The organism is Aeromonas sp. A04 (assembly GCF_047780465.1).
Lineage (GTDB): Bacteria > Pseudomonadota > Gammaproteobacteria > Enterobacterales > Aeromonadaceae > Aeromonas > Aeromonas bestiarum.
In genome coordinates, this window is the sequence record NZ_JBLNHP010000006.1 from 58,590 (window position 1) to 78,419 (window position 19,830).

Annotated in this window: 18 protein-coding genes; 7 read left to right on the plus strand and 11 right to left on the minus strand. The window is 62.9% G+C overall.

Translation table 11 applies throughout. The features are described 5' to 3' along the window. Positions 1-114 precede the first annotated feature (114 nt). Positions 115-1,005 (plus strand): LysR family transcriptional regulator, encoded by an 891-nt coding sequence (locus tag ACM3N8_RS17125; RefSeq protein WP_416016412.1) that lies wholly within the window; start codon positions 115-117, stop codon positions 1,003-1,005. 123 nt (positions 1,006-1,128) lie between these two features. On the opposite strand, the gene araA is transcribed toward ACM3N8_RS17125, so the two are convergent. The 3 genes from araA to ACM3N8_RS17140 are packed head-to-tail and all read right to left on the minus strand — an operon-like array spanning position 1,129 to position 5,030. Then, positions 1,129-2,628: an L-arabinose isomerase gene (gene araA, locus ACM3N8_RS17130; protein WP_416016413.1), complete on the minus strand. Its 1,500-nt coding sequence runs from the start codon at positions 2,626-2,628 to the stop codon at positions 1,129-1,131. 15 nt (positions 2,629-2,643) lie between these two features. Beyond that, positions 2,644-3,342, minus strand: coding sequence for an L-ribulose-5-phosphate 4-epimerase (locus ACM3N8_RS17135; RefSeq protein ID WP_416016414.1), 699 nt, complete (start codon positions 3,340-3,342; stop codon positions 2,644-2,646). After that, complete coding sequence (locus ACM3N8_RS17140; RefSeq protein WP_416016415.1) at positions 3,339-5,030, minus strand: ribulokinase; 1,692 nt, start codon at positions 5,028-5,030, stop codon at positions 3,339-3,341. Before ACM3N8_RS17140 ends, ACM3N8_RS17135 begins: the two co-directional genes overlap by 4 nt. A 361-nt stretch (positions 5,031-5,391) precedes the next feature. On the opposite strand from ACM3N8_RS17140, the gene ACM3N8_RS17145 reads away from it, so the two are divergent. The 4 genes from ACM3N8_RS17145 to araC all read left to right on the plus strand — a co-directional run bounded on the left by ACM3N8_RS17145 (position 5,392) and on the right by araC (position 10,074). Continuing rightward, positions 5,392-6,375: an arabinose ABC transporter substrate-binding protein gene (locus ACM3N8_RS17145; RefSeq protein ID WP_416016416.1), complete on the plus strand. Its 984-nt coding sequence runs from the start codon at positions 5,392-5,394 to the stop codon at positions 6,373-6,375. 74 nt (positions 6,376-6,449) lie between these two features. Continuing rightward, on the plus strand, positions 6,450-7,946 hold the full coding sequence (araG, locus tag ACM3N8_RS17150; RefSeq protein WP_416016417.1) for an L-arabinose ABC transporter ATP-binding protein AraG: 1,497 nt from the start codon (positions 6,450-6,452) through the stop codon (positions 7,944-7,946). Positions 7,947-7,996: 50 nt separating this feature from the next. Beyond that, entirely contained in the window at positions 7,997-8,998 is a 1,002-nt protein-coding gene (gene araH, locus ACM3N8_RS17155) for an L-arabinose ABC transporter permease AraH (RefSeq protein WP_416016418.1), read from the plus strand. A 215-nt stretch (positions 8,999-9,213) separates the two neighbouring features. Beyond that, on the plus strand, positions 9,214-10,074 hold the full coding sequence (araC, locus tag ACM3N8_RS17160; protein WP_416016446.1) for an arabinose operon transcriptional regulator AraC: 861 nt from the start codon (positions 9,214-9,216) through the stop codon (positions 10,072-10,074). Positions 10,075-10,170: 96 nt separating this feature from the next. Here araC and ACM3N8_RS17165 read toward each other — a convergent pair whose 3' ends face one another. Further along, positions 10,171-11,076, minus strand: a complete 906-nt coding sequence (locus ACM3N8_RS17165; protein ID WP_416016419.1) for a LysR family transcriptional regulator — start codon at positions 11,074-11,076, stop codon at positions 10,171-10,173. Between the two features lie 123 nt (positions 11,077-11,199). Here ACM3N8_RS17165 and ACM3N8_RS17170 point away from each other — a divergent pair, with 123 nt between their 5' ends. Beyond that, the gene (locus ACM3N8_RS17170) at positions 11,200-12,066 is read left to right on the plus strand and encodes a pirin family protein (protein ID WP_416016420.1); all 867 of its coding nucleotides are present in this window, start codon (positions 11,200-11,202) and stop codon (positions 12,064-12,066) included. Positions 12,067-12,129: 63 nt separating this feature from the next. On the opposite strand, the gene ykgO is transcribed toward ACM3N8_RS17170, so the two are convergent. Further along, positions 12,130-12,255, minus strand: a complete 126-nt coding sequence (gene ykgO, locus ACM3N8_RS17175) for a type B 50S ribosomal protein L36 (RefSeq protein WP_005300174.1) — start codon at positions 12,253-12,255, stop codon at positions 12,130-12,132. After that, complete coding sequence (locus ACM3N8_RS17180; RefSeq protein ID WP_323995103.1) at positions 12,252-12,521, minus strand: type B 50S ribosomal protein L31; 270 nt, start codon at positions 12,519-12,521, stop codon at positions 12,252-12,254. The genes ykgO and ACM3N8_RS17180 overlap by 4 nt, the downstream gene beginning before the upstream one ends. Positions 12,522-12,799: 278 nt before the next feature. On the opposite strand from ACM3N8_RS17180, the gene ACM3N8_RS17185 reads away from it, so the two are divergent. Then, positions 12,800-13,048 carry a DinI family protein gene (locus ACM3N8_RS17185; RefSeq protein ID WP_021140432.1) on the plus strand — a complete coding sequence of 83 codons (249 nt, stop codon included), beginning with the start codon at positions 12,800-12,802 and terminating at the stop codon, positions 13,046-13,048. A gap of 151 nt (positions 13,049-13,199) precedes the next feature. Here ACM3N8_RS17185 and ACM3N8_RS17190 read toward each other — a convergent pair whose 3' ends face one another. From ACM3N8_RS17190 to dcuC, 5 genes are all read right to left on the minus strand, one after another. Beyond that, positions 13,200-14,024 (minus strand): DUF2927 domain-containing protein, encoded by an 825-nt coding sequence (locus ACM3N8_RS17190; protein WP_416016421.1) that lies wholly within the window; start codon positions 14,022-14,024, stop codon positions 13,200-13,202. Positions 14,025-14,049: 25 nt separating this feature from the next. Continuing rightward, positions 14,050-14,553: a M48 family metallopeptidase gene (locus tag ACM3N8_RS17195; protein WP_416016422.1), complete on the minus strand. Its 504-nt coding sequence runs from the start codon at positions 14,551-14,553 to the stop codon at positions 14,050-14,052. Positions 14,554-14,703: 150 nt separating this feature from the next. Further along, complete coding sequence (locus ACM3N8_RS17200) at positions 14,704-16,347, minus strand: hypothetical protein (protein ID WP_416016423.1); 1,644 nt, start codon at positions 16,345-16,347, stop codon at positions 14,704-14,706. A gap of 180 nt (positions 16,348-16,527) precedes the next feature. Next, a complete protein-coding gene (locus ACM3N8_RS17205) occupies positions 16,528-18,189 on the minus strand; it encodes a bifunctional metallophosphatase/5'-nucleotidase (RefSeq protein ID WP_416016424.1) in 1,662 nt (553 codons plus the stop codon). Positions 18,190-18,334: 145 nt separating this feature from the next. After that, positions 18,335-19,687 (minus strand): anaerobic C4-dicarboxylate transporter DcuC, encoded by a 1,353-nt coding sequence (gene dcuC, locus ACM3N8_RS17210; protein ID WP_416016425.1) that lies wholly within the window; start codon positions 19,685-19,687, stop codon positions 18,335-18,337. Positions 19,688-19,830 lie beyond the last annotated feature (143 nt).

Consider the following 19,830-nt stretch of genomic DNA (forward strand, 5'->3'; position numbering starts at 1 on the left):
CGCCATCACCGATGTGTGTGTGAAAGATGTCCCTTTTTAGCCTCGCGGACCCTTGCCGGACAACGGATTATTCGGCATGTTATGCATGAGTTTTTCTCAAGCATGGAGGCTTGTATGTTGTCCAGCCAACCCCGTAGCCACTTGCCTCTCTATGGCCTGCTGGTGTTCGAGTGTGCCGCCCGCCATCTGAGTTTCACCCTGGCGGCCGACGAGCTATGCGTGAGTCAGGGGGCGGTGAGCAAGCAAATAGCCCAGCTGGAGGCCCGCCTCGGTCATCTGCTGTTCGTGCGTGGCACCCGCTGCCTGAGCCTGACCCCGGCCGCCGAGCGGCTGCTGCCCTTCATCGGGGAGGGGCTGGCTCGCATGGGAGAGGGGGTCAGCGCCCTGCAAACCCTGCCCCATGAGCAGGCCATCAGCATCAAGGTGCCCTCCTGCGCCAGCCGCTGGTTGCTGCGACGGTTGCAGGACTTCGAGGGGGAGGCGGTGGAGGTGCGTGGCAGCCACAGCCACGGCATCGATTTTTCCCGCGAGCCCTTCGATCTCGCCATCGTCTATCAATCCACTCAGGCCAGATACCCCCACAGCCAGCCGCTGTTTCGGGAGCGCTTGACCCCCATCTGTGCCCCCGCCTTCGCGGCCAAGCATCGCTTGTTCGAACGCTCCCTCAAGGAGCTGCCCCTGTTGCCGCTGCTCCATGCCAGTGCGGATCGGCGGGATTGGCGCAACTGGTTCGCCGCCTTCCTCGATACTCCCTGGCAGCCTCAGGGCGGCCAGCTGTTCGATACCCTGGACTTGGCGATGAATGCGGCCCTGCAGGGCTTTGGCCTCTCCCTCGGCGATCCCACCATAGTGGCCGAGGAGCTCGGCAGCGGCGCATTGGTGGCCCCCTTTGCCCCCGTGCTCAGCACGGATCATGAGTACGCCCTGCTTGCTCGCCCCGACAGCCAGCGCCAGGGGGTGGCCTGCACCTGTCACTGGTTGCTGGAGAGCCGCGACCATCCCTGATCGCCGTCAGCGCCTCGTATGACGGGGTGAGAATCCTTGCCAGCGCATTGCTATGCCCCCTCAAAGAAACAGCCCCGCTGGCGGGGCTGTTGTCATGCTGGTGGCCGCTGGCCTAAGAAGGCGTTAGCGGCAAATCTTGTAGTAGACCTCGTTCCACTGCAGTGTCTGTTTGAGCTCGGGGATCCGGGTGTGCTCATCGATCACCACTAACTCTATGCCCATGATGTCGGCGAAGGTACGCAACTGCTCTATGTCGACCGATTGGGTGAACACAGAGTGGTGGGCGGCCCCCGCCAGGATCCAGGCCTCGGCGCTGGTTTGCAGGTCCGGCATGGGTTGCCACAGGGCGCTGGCCACCGGCAGCTTGGGCATGGCCTCTGGCAGGTCCACCACCTCCAGCTGATTGACCACCAGCCGGAAGCGGTTGCCCAGATCGATGAGGCTGGCGTTGACCGCCTTGCCGGCGGGGGCCGCGAACAGCAGGCGGGCCGGGTCGGCCTTCTTGCCTATCCCTAAATGCTGGGCATCCAGCACGGGTTTATCGGCCGCGATGGAGGGGCAGACCTCCAGCATGTGGGCGCCCAGCACCAGGTTGTTGCCCGCCTCCAGGTGGTAGGTGTAGTCCTCCATGAAGGAGGTGCCGCCCGCAAGGCCGGTTCCCATCACCTTGATGGTGCGCAGCAGGGCCGCGGTCTTCCAGTCCCCCTCCGCGCCAAAGCCGAAGCCTTGCTGCATCAGGCGCTGACAGGCGAGCCCCGGCAGCTGGTGCAGGCCGTGAAGGTCTTCAAAGGTGGTGGTGAAGGCGCCAAAGCCGCCGTCGGTGAGGAATTTCTTCATCCCCAGCTCCTGGCGCGCCGCCTCATACAAAGAGGCGCGAAGCACCCCGCCCTCCTGCACCGCCTCGGTCAGGGTGTAGGTCGCCTCAAATTCGGCCAGCAGTGCCTCGATGTCGCTTGCAGGCACGGCGTCGATGACCTTCACCAGATCGCCGACCGGGTGGTAGTTCACCTGATAGCCAAACTGGATCTGGGCCTCAATCTTGTCGCCCTCGGTGACCGCCACGTTGCGCATGTTGTCGCCAAAGCGGGCGATCTTCAGGTGGCGGCTGTCGTGAATGGCGGCGGCGACCCGCATCCAGTTGCCCAGCTTGCGGTGGGCCTCCTCATCCTGCCAATGACCGACCACCACGGTGCGCGGCAGCCGCAGGCGGGCACCCATGAAACCGAACTCACGGCCGCCGTGGGCGGTCTGGTTCAGGTTCATGAAGTCCATGTCGATCTCGCTCCACGGCAGATCCCGGTTGAACTGGGTGTGGAATTGCAACAGGGGTTTTTGCAACTGGCTGAGGGCCGGGATCCACATCTTGGCGGGGGAGAAGGTGTGCATCCACACCATGAGCCCTATGCAGCGCTCGTCGTGGTTGGCATCCCGGGCCACTGCGCTTATCTCGTCGAGGGTGGTGCCGGTGGGCTTGAGCACTATCTTGACCGGCAGGCCGGCGCGCTCGTTGAGCTGGCTGGTGATGGTGTGGGCGTGATCGGCCACCTGCTTCAGGGTGGCGGCGCCATACAGGTGCTGGCTGCCGACCAGGAACCACACTTCCAGCTGTTTCATCAATTCCATCTTGGTGTCCTCTGTTTATGCTTTTGTCTGGCCGTAATAGGCGTGTTTGCCATGTTTGCGCTGGTAGTGCTTCTCCAGCAGGTAATCGGGCAGGAGGCGGGCCGCAGGGTTGATCTGGCCGGTGAGCCAGGCCATGCGCGCCACCTCTTCCAGCACCACTGCGTTGTGCACAGCATCCTCGGCGCTCTTGCCCCAGCTGAAGGGGCCATGGTTGGCCACCAGCACCCCCGGCATGGTGAGAATGGGGGTCTGCTTGAGGGTCTCGACGATGAGGTGACCGGTCAGCCCCTCGTAGTCCTCCTCCACTTCACCCAGGGTGAGCAGGCGCGAGCAGGGGATCTCGCCATGGAAGTAGTCGGCCTGGGTGGTGCCGAAAATGGGAATGGCGCGCCCCGCCTGGGCCCAGGCGGTGGCGTGGGTGGAGTGGGTGTGCACCACGCCGCCAAGCTCCGGATAGGCGCGATAGAGCACCAGGTGGGTGGCGGTGTCGGAGGAGGGGCGCAAGGCGCCCTCCACCTGCTTGCCCGCGAGATCCAGCACCACCATGTCCTCGGCCTGCATCCGCTCGTAGCTGACGCCGCTCGGCTTTATCACCACCAGACCTTGTTCCCGGTCTATGCCGCTCACGTTGCCCCAGGTGAAAGTCACCAGCGCATGGCGCGGCAGATCCAGGTTGGCGACGAGCACCTGCTCCTTGAGCATCTTGAGGCTCATGCCGGCACCCCCCGGTTGTAGAGGGGCTCGGCGGCGGCGCCCCAGGCGAGGTAGCGCTGGTAGAGACGCTCGTACTCGGCGACCCGCTCAGGGTCAGGCTGGTGGGTGCGCTCCACGGCGCTCGCCATGTGGCGCTGGGCCTTGGCCACATCGGCGTGGATCCCGGCCGCCACGGCGGCAAAGATGGCCGCCCCCAGAGCGCAGCACTGATCCGAGGCCACCACCTGGATGGGCCTGTTCATCACGTCGGCGCAGGTCTGCATCACGGTGGCCGACTTGCGGGCGATGCCGCCAAGGGCGATCACCTGCTCCACCGGCACCTGCTGGTGGGTCAAACACTCCATGATGCTGCGGGCCCCGAAGGCGGTGGAGGCCACCAGGGCACCGAACAGGTCGGGCGCATCGGTGCCGAGGTTGAGCCCGGTGACTGTGCCCTGCAGGCGCTGGTTGGCGTAAGGGGTGCGCCGGCCGTTGAACCAGTCGAGCACCACCGGCAGGTGGGCCAGATCGCGCTGCTGCTCCCAGGCGGCGGCGAGGCTTGGCAGCAGCTCCCGCTTGTGGGCCTCGATGGCGGTGCGCAGCTCCGGATACTGGGCGGCGAGGCTCTCCAGCGGCCAGCCGAGCTGGCGCTGATACCAGGCATAGATGTCGCCGAATGCCGATTGCCCTGCCTCCAGCCCCACCATGCCCGGCACCACGCTGCCGTCCACCTGGCCGCAGATCCCGGCAATGGCCCGATCACCTATGGTGGCTTCGTCGGCGATCAGGATGTCGCAGGTGGAGGTGCCTATCACCTTGACCAGGGCATTGTTGCCGGCCCCGGCCCCCACAGCCCCCATGTGGCAGTCAAAGGCGCCGCCGGCGATCACCACCTCGCAGGAGAGATGCAGCCGCTCCGCCCACTCGGGGGTCAGGGTGCCGACCGGCAGATCGGCGGTCCAGCTGTCGGTAAAGAGCGGGTAGTCGAGATCCTCGGTCAACAGCGGATCCAGTGCGTTGAGAAACTCGACGGGGGGCAGGCCGCCCCAGCTCGGGTGCCAGAGAGACTTGTGGCCGGCGGAGCAGCGCCCGCGTCGGACGTCGGCCGGGGCCTGGGTGCCGCTCAGGATGGCGGGCACCCAGTCGCACAGCTCGACCCAGTTGCAGGCGGCGGCGCGCACCGCCGCATCACTGCGGGAAACGTGCAGTATCTTTGCCCAGAACCACTCGGAGGAGTAGACCCCGCCTATGTAGCGGCTGTAGTCGGGGAACTGGCCGCTGTGGCAAAGGGCGGTGATGGCCTCTGCCTCCTCGATGGCGGTGTGATCCTTCCACAGCACGAACATGGCGTTGGGGTTGTCGGCAAACTCCGGACGCAGGGCCAGCACACGCCCCTCCTTGTCGATGGGGGCTGGCGTCGAGCCTGTGCTGTCCACCCCGATACCGCGCACGGCGGCGCGCTGGGCCGGGGTGAGCTGGCTCACCACAGCCACCACCGCCTGCTCCATGGATTCCAGATAGTCGAGGGGGTGGTGGCGGAACTGGTTGGTGACCGGTTGGCAGTAACGACCGGCCTGCCAGCGCGGGTAATAGACGACCTGGGTTGCCAGCTCGGCGCCGTCGTGGCAGCGCACGGCGAGTGCCCTGACCGAATCGCTGCCGAAATCGAGTCCGATGGTGATCTGCTCGGACCTGGGGTGCTCAGACATAAGTGCTCCTGACCATCAATGAGGGGTGACTGGTGAGGAACCATAGGAGATGGACCGCACGGGCGGTTAGCCATTGGCTGCTGGAAATATGGATTTAAACGCTATGCCGGCAAGAGGGTGACGGCCATCTAAGATCCGCTATGTGATTATTTTGCTGAAAACATAGACAAAACGGCTGCAATTTCATGGCGTGATCCTGCTCTCCATTTTTCCATGTGAAAACGATTACAACTTGGTTCGCTCAACTAGCAACAACAATAACGTCCTGTTTAAGCATGTTTTTATATGGCTGTGACTTGATTGACTCAAGGAGCAGCACTGCGTGGATACATGGATTGATAGAACACCTGGAGACACTCGCATGAACAAAATCGTTAACAGCATGATCGCAATGGGGTTTGCCCTTGGTATGGCAAATTCTGCTTTCTCGGCCGAGGCGCTGAAGCTGGGCTATCTGGTCAAGCAGCCGGAGGAGCCCTGGTTCCAGACCGAATGGAACTTCGCCGACAAGGCGGGCAAGGATCTCGGGTTCGAGGTGATAAAGATCGCCGTCCCCGATGGCGAGAAGACCCTCAATGCCATCGACAGCCTGGCGGCCAATGGCGCCAAGGGCTTCGTCATCTGTACCCCTGACCCTAAGCTCGGGGCCGCCATCATGGCCAAGGCCAACAGCATGGATCTGAAGGTCATCACTGTGGATGACCAGTTCGTCAACGCCAAGGGCCAGCCCATGGAGCAGGTGCCGCTGGTGATGATGGCCGCCACCAAGATTGGTGAACGGCAGGGCCAGGAGCTCTACAAGGAGATGCAAAAACGTCAGTGGGACCTGAAGGCGACCGGGGTGCTGGCCATCACCGCCGACGAGCTCGATACCGCCCGTCGCCGGGTTGAAGGCTCCTTGAGCGCGCTCAAGACCGCCGGTTTCCCCGAGGGGCAGATCTACCGCTCACCCACCAAGGCCAACGACATTCCGGGGGCGCTGGATGCCGCCAACTCCATGCTGGTGCAACACCCCGAGGTGAAGAACTGGCTCATCGTCGGTATGAATGACAATACGGTGCTCGGCGGCGTGCGCGCCACCGAAGGGCAGGGCTTCAAGGCCGAGAACGTCATCGGCATCGGCATCAATGGGGTGGATGCGGTGAACGAGCTCTCCAAGTCCAGCGCCACCGGCTTCCTCGGCTCCCTGCTGCCAAGCCCGGACGTGCACGGCTACAAGAGCATCCAGATGCTCCATGACTGGGTGGTCAACGGAGCAGAGCCAGCCAAGTTCACCGAGGTGACCGATGTTGTGCTCATCACCCGCGACAACTTCAAGGTCGAGCTGCAGAAGAAAGGTCTGTGATTGACGCCATTTAAACCCTGACACCGAGACCGGCATGACGCAGTGGCGTCATGCCGGTTGGCTGGAGTGAACACATGAATCAGGTTCCTTATCTGGAGTTTTGCGGCATCAGCAAGGAGTTTCCCGGCGTCAAGGCGCTGCAGAACGTCTCCTTCTCCTGCCAGCAGGGCTCGGTGCACGCGCTGATGGGGGAGAACGGCGCGGGCAAATCCACCCTGCTCAAGATCCTTAGCGGCTTTCAGGCCCCCACCACCGGGGTGGTGAAGCTGGCCGGCCAGGAGCGGGTCTTTCAAAACACGGTCGATGCGCTGGAGAGCGGGATCGCCATCATCTATCAGGAGCTGCATCTGGTCCCCGAGATGACCATCGCCGAGAACATCTACCTTGGTCAGTTGCCGACCCGGCGCGGGGTCATCGATCGGGAGAAGCTTTATCAGGATGCGGCCAGGCAGCTGGCGCGCCTCGGCATGGATGTCTCCCCCGAGACGCCGCTCAAGTACCTGTCCCTCGGGCAATGGCAGATGGTGGAGATCGCCAAGGCGCTGACCCGGGATGCCAGCGTCATCGCCTTCGACGAGCCGACCAGCAGCCTTTCGTCCCGCGAGATAGATCAGCTGTTTAGAGTCATCCGTCAGCTGCGCGACGAGGGCAAGGTCATTCTCTACGTCTCCCACCGGATGGACGAGATCTTCGCCCTGTGCGACGCCATCACAGTCTTCAAGGACGGTCAGTTCGTGCGCACCTTCGCCTCCATGGCCGAGGTCAGCCGGGATCTGCTGGTCAAGACCATGGTGGGGCGCGAGCTGACCGACATCTATGGCTACAGCCCAAGGTCGCTTGGCGAGGCGGGCCTCAAGGTGGAGAACCTGATGGGACCTGGCCTCAAGGCGCCCATCTCGTTTGAGGTGAAACGGGGGGAGATCCTCGGCATCTTCGGGCTGGTGGGAGCCGGTCGCAGCGAGCTGATGAAGCTCATCTTCGGCGCCGAGAAGGCGCGTGGGGGCGAGATTGCCGTGTTCGGCAAGCTGGTGCCCATCCGCAACCCCATCGATGCCATTCACAGCGGCATCATGCTCTGTACCGAAGACCGCAAGGCCCTCGGCATCATCCCCATCCACTCGGTGCAGGAGAACATCAACATCAGCGCCCGCCGCCACAAGGCGTGGGGGGGCTTCTGGATCAACCAGAAATGGGAGGATGAGAACGCGAGGCTCAGGATCCGCGACATGCGGGTCAAGACCCCGTCTCCCCAGCAGGCCATCATGAACCTCTCCGGTGGCAACCAGCAGAAGGCCATTCTGGGGCGCTGGCTCTCCGAAGACATGAAGGTCATCTTGCTCGACGAGCCGACCCGCGGCATAGACGTCGGGGCAAAAAACGAGATTTACAACGTGATTTACGATCTGGCCAAGGTGGGTATCGCCGTGGTGGTGGTCTCGAGCGAGCTGCCTGAGGTGCTGGGCATCGCGGACCGGATCATGGTCATGCGGGAGGGGGAGATCGCAGGCGAGCTCTCCCACGATGAGGCCGACGAGGTCAAGGCGCTCAATCTGGCCATGCCGGCCCGTTAATCCCTCGCGACTGCAACGCGATAGCACCCGGAAACTTCAGGAGAAATACCATGACAACAACTACCTCAGTCGGTCAGGCCGCGACCGTCTCTGCGACGAGCGGCTCCCGCCTGCAACTGGCCCGGATCTGGGATCAATACGGCATGCTGGTGATCTTCGCCATCCTGTTCCTGCTGGCCTGCGTGCTGGTACCCAACTTCGCCAGCCTGATCAACATGCGCGGGCTCGGGCTCGCCGTCTCCATGTCGGGCATGGTGGCCTGCGGCATGCTGTTCTGCCTCGCCTCCGGCGAGTTCGACATGTCGGTGGGCTCTGTGGTGGCTTGCTCCGGCGTCGCCTGCGCGGTGGGCATCAACGCCACCGAGAGCATCACGGTCGGCATACTGGCCGGCATGTCGGTGGGAGTGCTGTTTGGCCTCATCAACGGCATAGTGGTGGCTAAATTCAAGATCAACGCCCTCATCACCACACTCGCCACCATGCAGATGGCGCGCGGGGTGGGCTACATCATCTCGGACGGCAAGGCGGTCGGCATAGTGGAAGAGGGCTTCTTCGAACTCGGCAACTCAGCCCTGCTCGGCATCCCGACCCCGGTCTGGCTGACGGCGCTCTGCTTCGTGCTGTTCGGCCTGCTGCTCAACAAGACCACCTTCGGCCGCAACACCCTGGCCATGGGGGGCAACGAGGAGGCGGCGCGCCTCGCCGGGGTCAACGTGGTGCGCACCAAGATCATCATCTTCACCATGACGGGGCTGATTGCCTCCATCGCGGGCATCATACTCGCGTCGCGCATGACCTCGGGCCAGCCCATGACCTCCATCGGCTTCGAGCTGGTGGTGATCTCCGCCTGCGTGCTGGGCGGGGTCTCCATGAAGGGGGGGATTGGCAAGATCTCCTACATCATCGCCGGTGTACTGATCCTGGGGCTGATGGAGAACGCCATGAACCTGCTCAACATATCCCCGTTCGCCCAGTACGTGGTGCGTGGTCTCATCCTGCTCGCCGCCGTGCTGTTCGACCGCTACAAGCAGGTACGCAAGGCGCGCATCTGATCTCCCTTCAACCGGCCCGGGCCCGCATTCTGCGGGCCTGATTGCCGATTGCCCCATGATGACCGGTGACACCATGGCGCACGGCCCATGCCATTGTGAGCCAGTTCAACAATTTCACACGGCGCCGAGCGCCGGATGGCGCGTTCCCAAGGTGAGTCTTTACAATGGCCCAAGCCGATTTTTTTACCCAAGCGCTGTTTTCCGCCATGTCCTCGATGCAAAAAGAGAAACCGAAACAACTCAACCCCCTGTTGCCGGGGTACGCCTTCGATGTTTTCCTGGTCTCGGGCATGACCCCCATAGAGCAGGGGAGTGCGCTCGACTTCATCATCGACCGCCCCCTGGGCATGAAGGGCTTCATCGTCAACCTGACCATCAGGGGCAAGGGGCAGATCTTTCAGGGGGAGCAGGCCTTCACGGTGGAGCCCGGCGACTTGCTGCTGTTCCCGCCGGCGGCCGTGCACCATTACGGCCGGGCGCCGGATGCGCGGGAGTGGTATCACCGCTGGGTCTATTTCCGGCCGAGGGCCTATTGGGCAGACTGGCTCAAGTGGCCCCAGGTCACTGAGCGGGTGGGGCGCCTGCAACTGGCGGACAGCCAGTTGCTCGCCGAGTTCGATGCCCTGTTCCTCGACATCGAAGAGACCCACCAGCAGCTGCGACCCATGTCGGAGCAGCTGGCCATGAACCTGCTGGAGCGGCTGCTCATCCGCTGCTACGAAGCCTCCTCCCTGGATGCCTATCCCGCCATCGACCACCGGGTTCACCAGGCGTGCCAGGTCCTGAGCGAGTCGCTCTGTGCCGAGATCTCGGTGGAGGCGCTGGCGGAGCAGGTGTTTTTGTCCCCCTCACGCCTCGCGCACCTGTTTCGCGAGCAGGTGGGGGTGAGCATAGTGCGTTGGCGCGAGGATCAGCGCATCATGCGGGCCAAGCTGCTGCTGCAGACCACCCCCATGTCGGTGGCCACCATAGGCCAGCAGGTGGGCTATGACGATCAGCTCTACTTCTCGCGGGTGTTTAGGAAACGGGTTGGCGTCAGCCCGACCGAATACCGCAAATGCGCCACCCCGCTATGACGGCCTTTGCTTGATGGTGCTGATCGTTTCGCCTCATGAACCACAGCCGCATAACGGTGCGGCCGTCGGGGGAATGAGGCGGTGCTTCCCGTTCCGTCACTCCTCATCGATGGCGGCGAAGCGCTCGACCAGATAGTCGATCAGCGCCCGCACCGAGGGGAGCAGGCCGCGGCGGGAGGGGAAGACGGCGTGGATGATCTCGGGCCTTGGCTCCCATTCGGGCACCACTTGCACCAGATCACCGGTGGCCAGCTGTTCCCGCACCATCAATAGCGGCAACTGGGCCACGCCGACCCCGGCCAGGGCGGCGCTGCGCAGTGCCACCATGTCTGTGGTCACGAAACGGGGCTGGTGGACGATGCTGGCATGGGCATCATCCGGCCCGAACAGCGACCAGTGATGGCTCTGCTGCAAGGTGCCCAACCCCATGCTGGGCCAGCCGTTCAGCTCGGAAGGGGCGGCGGGAAACCCATGTTGTGCCATGAGTGCCGGGCTCGCCACCAGGCATTGCCTGCGATCCGCCAGCACCCGTATCACCAGTTCGCTGTCTTGCAGCGGCGGCGGCCTGACCCGGATCGCCACATCCACTCCTTCTGCGATGAGATCCACCCGCCGGTTTGTTCCCTCCAGCTGCACGCTGACCTGCGGATGGTGCGCCATGAAATCCGCCAGCATGGGGCCGACATGGGTGTGCAGCAGGGCGATGGGGCAGCTCAGGCGGATCAGGCCGCAGGGCTCGGCGCGGGTCACCTCGATGGCGGCCTGCGCCGCCTCGGCTTCCACCAGCATCGCCTTGCAGTGCTCGTAATAGGTGCGGCCCAGCTCGGTCACCACAAACTGGCGGGTCGAGCGCTGGATCAGGCGCACGCCGAGCCGCTCTTCGAGCAGTGCGATGCGGCGGCTGAGCCGGGATTTCGGCATGCCGATGGCCCGTCCGGCGGGGGCAAAGCCGCCGTGATCCACCGCCTGGACGAAGTAGTAGAGGTCGTTCAGATCCTGCATAGGGTGCTCTCATCGTTCCAAAAATAGGACGCTGATGCTCAATTTAGCAGTCTACTCATGGATTAGTCTCGAAACTAAGCTATCTCCAACGATGAAATCCACCGGATAATTCAGGAGCTACAGATGAAAAAGATCCTCGGCGTCTACAGCGCACCCCGCCCTCACTGGGTTGGCGACGGCTTCCCCGTTCGTTCCCTCTTCTCATACAGCAGCCACGGCAAGCAGCTGAGCCCCTTTCTGCTGCTCGACTATGCCGGCCCTGCCAATTTTACGCCGACCAGCCAGCCGCGCGGCGTGGGTCAGCATCCCCATCGCGGCTTCGAGACGGTGACCATCGTCTACAAGGGGGAGGTGGCGCACCGGGATTCGACCGGCCAGGGCGGCGTGATAGGCCCGGGTGACGTGCAGTGGATGACCGCCGGTGCCGGCATCCTGCACGAGGAGTTTCACGCACCGGCCTTCAGCGAGTCGGGCGGCGAGCTCGAGATGGTGCAGCTGTGGGTGAACCTGCCCAGCCGGCACAAGATGACGCCGCCCGGCTATCAGGCCATCTTCGATCGGGATATTCCAACGGTGGCGCTGGCCAAGGGCGAAGGCACAGTGCGGGTCATCGCCGGGGAGTTTGAGGGGCACCGCGGCCCGGCCCGTACCTTCAGCCCGCTGCATGTCTGGGATCTGCGGCTGGTGCAGGGCGGCATCAGCACACTCGAGTTGCCCGAAGGCTGGACCGGCGCGCTCATCGTGCTCAAGGGAACCGTACAGGTCAACGGCAGTGCCATCGCCCGGGAGGCGCAGATGGTGGTGCTGGACAGGGCGGGGCGCCAGGTCATGATCGAGGCAAACAGCGAGGCTGTGGTGCTGCTGCTCAGCGGTGAGCCCATCGAGGAGCCCATAGTGGGTCACGGCCCCTTCGTGATGAACAGCCAGGAGGAGATAGTGCAGGCCATCGATGACTTCAACAGCGGCAGATTTGGCCTGATGCCGGAGTGATGAAGGTTAAAAAAGACCCGGGTCCTCGTGAGAGGGCCCGGGTTGTCTATGGTGCGGCAGCCTTCAGCGCTGGCGAGCCTTGAACCTGGGGTTGCTCTTGCAGATCACGAACAGCTTGCCGCGGCGGCGGACAATCTGGCAATCGGGGTGGCGCGACTTGGCCGATTTCAGGGAGGAGAGGACTTTCATGACTGCGCTTTTCCTTTGTTGAAGAACTGACCAAAACGCTGGCCGAAGCGGGCAACCTGACCTTCCTTGCTGACCTGCTTCTGCTTGCCGGTGTAGAAGGGGTGTGACGCGCTGGAGACATCCAGGGTCACATAGGGATAGGTCTTGCCGTCTTCCCACAATTTGGTGCGATCTGTCTTGAGGGTGGAACCCACCAGAAAATAGGTGTTGGCGGTCAGGTCGTGGAACAGAACCTGACGGTATTCGGGGTGTATGTCGGGACGCATGATACTCGCTCAATGAATTGGTATGTTATACTATAACAATCAAATCATGCTCCTGTTGAGAATGAATATCAACAAATTTTTGGAATGACACCTGGGGGCCGGGCCGGCATAGAGGAAAAACCGGCTGGCGTGCACCGCCAGGGAGCGGGGAAGTCCGGTTATCTGCCGCGTCGCTGCGACTTTGATTGAAGGCCTCTCTGGGGAAGCAGATAATGTCCCCCTTTACTTTTGATTTTTACTGTATAAAAATACAGGTATAAATCATGGAGACTTATCCTATGCGTCTGGAAATCATCATCGACAAGAAACATCAGATCCCTACCACCACCATGGAGGCGCTGCGTCAGGAGTTGCTCAAGCAGTTGGGCGAGAAATTCCCCGACCTGCATGTGCGGGTCGCGCCGGGCGGCGCCATGGCGATGACGGTCAGCCGTGCCAGCAAGGAAGACAAGGAGCTGGCAGAGGCAATGGTGCAGGAGGTGTGGGAGAATGCCGACAGCTGGATGCCGGAAAACGCCGCCTCCTGAGGCTCGCTGGCGGCCGAGTGAGTCGTGTATGGCGGGCGCCAGCCTGACTCAATCCGGATCAGAGAAAACGCAGCCCTGGGCTGCGTTTTTCGTTTCTGATCACTCGGGGGATTGGCCTGTTCACTGCGTGCAGGAAGGGGGAGCCCGTGCCTTACAACCCGGCCCAGCGCTTGAGGCTGTTGACCTGCACCCGCTGATCGGCCTGGGCTATCTCGCCATGGGTGCGTAGCGCCTTGATGGCGTCGGGCAGGGCGGCGCGTATCTCGGCGGCCGTCATGCCGGCCTGCAGGGCGGGGTGATAGGCGAGCTTGAGCAGCACATAGTCGAGTCCGGTCGGGAAGCTGTCGATGCTGTTGTCGTTGAAGATGGAGGGAAACACCTTGTCCGAGTCATTGGGCAGCCCCATCACCTGGGTGAGTTCCTCCACCACGCAATCGAGAAAACGCCCCTTGGCCCGGCTGTAATCCACCGGAATGATGATGGTGGCGCGGGCTATCTCATGGCGGGCATTGGTGGCGAAATTGGCCATGCACAGCCCCTCCTTGAGCGCCGTCTTGATGGAGGCATCCTGGCCCATGGTGCGGCTGGCCCAGCTCGCCATCTGCGAGCGCTGGGTCATGATCAGGGTGATGTTGGCTTTGTCGTTCACCAGCGTGATGGGACGGCCTATGATGCTGGCCAGATGCTGGCTCTGGATCTTGACCACCTCGGCCTGCAGCGGCTTGTCGCCAAATTCGTTGATGAGCCTGAGACGGATGGGTTGCTGCCAGCGGGAGAAGCGTACCCCCTGCTCGTGGCCATATTCCCGTTTCATGGCGACTTCGAAGAAGCTCTGAGTCAGATAGGCATCGCTCTGCCAGCGTTCGGCGGCGTGCAGGGGAAGCGACGGGAGCAGCATCACCAGGCTCCACACGCCCATCAAGCAGCCCTTGAGTGTGCGGGCACGGGGCAGCAGCGGATGGCGCAACGGGATCATGTTTCCTCCTTGAAACGGCAGTTGGTCAGCGTGCGGCACGCTCGAGATCGCGCCAGGTGAGCCAGAGCCTGAGATCAAACTCCAGTTGATGATAGTCCGGCTCCATGTGCTGACAGAGCTGGTAGAAGGCCTTGTTGTGATCCTTCTCCTTCAGGTGGGCCAGCTCGTGCACCACTATCATCTTCAGGAAGGCGGGGTGAGCCTCCTTGAACAGGGCGGCGATGCGGATCTCGTTCTTGGCCTTGAGCTTGCTGCCCTGCACCCGGCTGACATAGGTATGCAGGCCGAGGGCATCCTTGATCACGTTGATCTTGCCATCGAAGATCACTTTGGAGAGCGGCGCCGAGCTTTTCAGATAGCGGTTCTTCAACTCCATGGTGTAACCCAGCAGCGCCTTGTCACTCTGGATCAGGTGGCTGTCCGGGTAGCGTTTCTCCAGCATGTCGCCCAGCTTGCCGGCCGCGATCAGCTGTTGTACCTGGGCCTTGAGCGGGTCCGGGTAGCCCCCGAGATAGGTCAGTTCCACCATGGTTTGTCACTCGTCACATCAAAAAAGAGCGCCATTGTAGTCATCCTGTCTCGGCTTGGGTAGGGCTTGCTCCTTTCCCTGCGTGTGTTCGTCCAAACAAAAGGGCCGTCACTGTGATCAATGACGGCCCTGGCTGGCGATGGTGCGGGATCAGCGCCTGCGATAGAGACCCGGGTCCACCTCTTCATACTGGCTCACCAGATATTGATAGAAGGCGAGGCTGGAAGGGGAGCTCGGTTTTTTCAGCTCGTCGGCAATCCGTTCCGGCTTGGCGATGATGAACTTGGGACTCTGGCGCTTGATGTCGGCCAGCACACGTTCACGCACGTCGTAGGGCGGATTGACGTTGGCAAAGAAGAGATAGGCGGAGGCCGGCTGGCGATCGGTCCACAGATAATATTGCGGCTGTATGCCATCGACCCAGATCTTGTCGGTCGGGCCGGTTTCGGCCTTGATCCGATCGACCCGTACCTGGGCCGGCGGGTTGAACGGCCTGCCCTTCAGGCTGCCTTCCCAGGCGTTGTTGAGCAGCAGGGCCAGCATGGCCAGCGAGGCGAGCCAGGGGGTGGCACTGCGCACATCCCAGGCGCGCCACAGGGGCACCAGGATCAGCACGGGCAGGGCCCACAGCAGGCTGTTGCCGAGCACTTCCCGCACCCGTTCCAGCGACCACTCCTTGGTGCTCCAGCCGTAACCGAGCTGCTGGGCCAGCAGCCAGCTGGCGGTCAGTACCACCAGCGAGATGCAGAGCAGGCCGAGGCCATCGGCCTGCTGTTCGCTGCGATCCAGCAGGCAGGCGAGCGGCAGCAGGGCCAGCGGCAGATAGAGCACGTCGTAGTGATCGAACACATGGCCGGAGACGGAGTTGGCGACCAAGGTAAACACCACGCCGAACAGGGTGGCGCACAGAGCGGGCAGATACCACTCCTGCCGCCGGCCCATCATGAGTGCGATGAAGGCGGGCAGCAGCATGATGAGGCCGGTACGCAGCAGGCCGACGCTGCCCACATCCGGCGAGAAGCCGTTGCCGTAGCTGCCCTCGAAGAAGATGTCGAAGGCGTAATATTTGAATTCGGCCAGCAGGCTGTGGTGCTGGAAGTAGGCGAGCAGGGGGCCGCCTATCAGGGCCAGACCCAGCAGGCTGGAGAAGAGCAGGGCGAAGGCGCAGCGCCACTGCTCGCGCAGGCACCAGTGGCAGAACAGCACCAGATACCAGGCGCCCCAGAAAGCGCCGTTGTTGGTGCGCATCCAGGCCACGATGGCGAAGGTCAGCGCCGCCACCAGAGCCGGTCCCCAGCTGAAGCGCTTGTCCAGCAGCATGGTGATGAAGGCCCACTGGGCGAGGAGGGCCAGATGGAAGGTCCAGTCCTCGGTCATGTTGCCGTAGTAATAACGGGTGCTGTAGAGCGCCAGCACCGCCAGCATGGTGCCGAGGCGGGTGCGCAGGGAGAGGCCGAGCTGGCCGAATGCCTGCCAGCTGGCCAGCAGACCGAGCCAGCAGAGCGCCCACTCCAGCAGCCAGATCCCGAAGAAGCCAGCCAGGTTGTAGCCGAGTGCATCGAGGGCGAAGATCATGGGGCCCTTGATGTCGATCATGTCCCGATAGAGCACGCCCCCCTCACTCCACATCTTGCCCATCACAGCGAACAAGGACGCATCGAAGCCGGGAGCCATGCCATGAAACAGCGGGTTGCGCAGGCAGAACAGCAAGGCCAGCAGGCCGGTGAGCAGGATCACCAAGGGCCGCAGGCCCGGATTGACACGAGGAGGGGTAAAACGGATGGCATGATTCATGGGTGACCTGTTCCTGCTGGGAAGTCTCGAAAGCGGGCCTATCTTGCCGAGCCTGACTGCGCTATGCAATGGGCGAGGGAGATGTGCTTGAAATAATTTGCAAAAGTGCCGCCTTCTGGCAAGAAAGCGGCACTTTTTCATGACTAACGTGGCAGACGCTGTGGCCTGAGTCCCCAGGGGTCAAGACACGACGCCAGGGCCCTGATACGCCAGCAGCGGCGGCATGACACTCAGCTCGGGCAGAGAGCGGGCCCAGCGGATGAAGGCATCCGCCAGCGTGATGCCGAGCTCCTGATTGTGCTGGGTCAGGGTGCGGGCCAGCGCCGTGTAGCCCTCCTTGCCGGAGGCGGTATAGGCGCTTGAGACGCCACGATAGATGGCATCTGCCTCGACCGGCTGCCACTGACCTGGGCTCGCCTCCCACTCCAGCCGGGTGATCCTGGCCCCCTTGGGCTTGTCTGCCTGGTAGCTGAAACGGACCCCGGCAGTATAAGGAAAGCTGCCGCTGCCGTTGCCCGTCACGCCGTTGTTGGTGGCGTTGTCGATGGCCCCCTCCAGCGCCTCGGCCAGTTCATGGCCATGCACCCGATAGAGGGTGAGCGGAATGGCAAAGGGCAGCAGGCGACCGGCGATGTCCGCCTCGCTCAAGGGGCCGGGTTCGAGGGAGCAGCGCACGCCCCCGGCGTTGTGCAGGGCGAAATCCACCTGACCGACCTGCTCGCGAGCGCCGGTCAGCATGGCGTGGGCCACCAGGGGGGCAACCTGGCTGCCGGCGGGCAAATTGGCATCGGGCAGGCGCTGATGGTGCAGCGGCCCGGCGAGCCGGGTCACGATGCGCTGGGTCATGGTCTCGAGCTCGGGCCGGTAGCGCTTGGCCAGATGCAGCTCCAGTGCGGGAGCCGGTTCGCAGAAGTGCAGTCCGGCCGGCGGCACAGAGGCAAACGGCCAGGGTTGCCAGGGCAACCACTCCAGCCGGCCCTGACTGCGTCGCACCCGGCCACGGGCGTCAAATTCTAGCTCGCACACCCCGAGGCAGAGCGCGCTGTGGGCCGCGTGCAATATCGCCACCTCGTTCACCATCAGCGGATAGCTGCCGTCGCTCTCGAGCCCGAGCGGCGCCAGATCCCCCAGCTGACTGTGGGTGTGGCCGCCTATGATGAGGCTGAGTTCGGGAAAGCGGGCCGCCAGACGCTTGTCCTGCTCCAGCCCCAGGTGGCTCAGCAAGATGATGTGGTGAATGCCTTCGGCCTTGATCTCCGCCAGCGCAGCAACCAGGGTCTCCTCTATGCCGTGAAAATGGGTATAGGCATCCGGGTTGGCGATGGCGGCCATCTGCGGCAGCGTGATGCCGAGCAGGGCGAAGGGTACGCCGTCTATGATGCGCTTGTGCCAGGGGCGGCTGGCATCATGCAGCATGGGCAGACCCCTCAGCCGCAACGGGGCATCGGCCGGTTCCTGACTGCTGTCCAGGTTGGCTGCCAGCACAGGGAAGTCGAGCTGGCGCAAAAACTCCACCAGAGGACCGTTGCCCAGATCGAACTCGTGATTGCCGATCACCATGGCATCCGGTCGCAGCAGGCTCAGCAGATCTGCGTTGGCGCGTCCCTTGAATCGGTTGAAATAGAGCGAACCCTGGAAGGTGTCACCGCCGTGCAGGAACAGGCAGGTCTGACCCGCCGCGTCTGCCTGCTGGCGCAGGGCGGTGAGCCGGGAAAGGATGCGGGCATAGCCGCCACACTGAGTGCGCCACTCGGACTCGCCAACGGGGGAGAAGCGCATGGGGGCGCCATCGAAATGGGAGTGGCAGTCACTGAAATGGGCAAGTTGAACCGTAATACTCATCTCGGTCCTCCTTAGAGAAAAAAGAGCACAGAGTCTACTCCAAGCTCGGGGGAAGATACCAGCCCGGCAGGACGCCGGGCTGGTGAGACAATCGCCAAATCAGGTGGGGCCCTGGGTCAGGTCCCGCGCTGGTGCAGGCCGAATGTCAGGCGGGGACCATGATCTGGGTGGCGAGGATCACCACCACCAGGCCGACGGCGACCGGCACCGAGGTGCGCTTTACCACCTCGAACGGGGAGAGGTTGCCCATGCCCGCACAGGCGACCACCACGCCGGAGACAGGGGATATAGTGCGACCCAGGTTGGAGGCCTGCAGCATGGGGATGACCAGGTAGGCGGGATTGACGCCCAGACTGGTGGCAAGATGGGGAATAAGCTCCACGAAGGCGTAGAAGGGGGCGTTGCCGGAACCCGTGGTAAAGGCCGCCAGTGTGGTGATGACCACCAGTACCAGCATGATGACGATGCCGCCTGTGCCAAAGCTCTGGGCCAGATCCAGGAGGTTTGCGATGAAGCCGAGCCCCATCAAACCCTGGGCAAACACACCAGCACCCACCAGCAGCATGACCACGCCGGCGAAGGCGTCAGCCATGCTGCGCCAGCACACCTGCAGACCGTCGAGCAGCTCTTTGCCATTGCGTTTGCGCACCAGTTCCAGCAGGGCGGCCAGCACCAGACAGATGACGATGATGGTCACTATGTCGAGCTTGGGACCCAGTTTTCCGTCAAACAGCAGCACGCCTATGATGGGGGTGAACGGCAGTATGGCGTAGAAGCCGGGGGCATCGGTGATGAGATCGCTCGGGGCGACAGGCTCGTTGTGCTCGCCCGATTTCTGATCCAGATAGCGCTGCCAGAAGAAGTGGGTCACCGCCATGGCGGCGATGGCCACCAGCGAGATGGGCAGGGTCAGCTTGAAGGCAAAGTCGAGCAGCTCCATGTTGGCGGCTTGGGCGGCCATCACCACATCCCCGGAGGTGGGCGCTAGTATGATGGCGGCCGGAGAGGCGCACACCGCCGCCGCCGCGCCACGGGAGATCCCCATGTTGACCATCAGCGGGAACAGGGTGGCCATCAGCAGGACGCCGAGGCCGGTGGCGGAGCTCACCGCCAGCGACATAGCGCAGGCCACCAGATAGGCGGCGACCAGCAGTATGTAGGGGGACTTGATGATGCCGAGCGGTTTGCTGGCCAGCTTCACCAAGATGGTGTTGGCGCCTATGTGGCTCATGTAGCCGGCGAAGCCGCACAACACCATGATCAGCATGCCAAGGCCACCGCCACGATCCACCAGCAGGAAGCGCACATATTCAAAGACGTCGGTGGCCACATGACCGGTGGAGATGACGCTGGCAGGCAGTACCGCCTTGCCCATCAGGGCGGTAATGGTCAGCAGCAGCAGACCGCCGCTGAGCAGCACCCCGGTGGCCGAGTAGCCCTTGAAGATGTAGCGACCCACGGCCAGGGTGACCAGGGTGCCAATAAGGAGTTCCATCATAGAGTGAGTTCCTGAGTACGAAATGAAGGTGGATACATTTTTGGCGTCAACTTGGAGGTTAATCTGGCCAATCCCGAACTGTATCGACATAAAACTCGGTGATTATTATCCAATAAGGGGTAAGCCACCATGATGTCCATCAT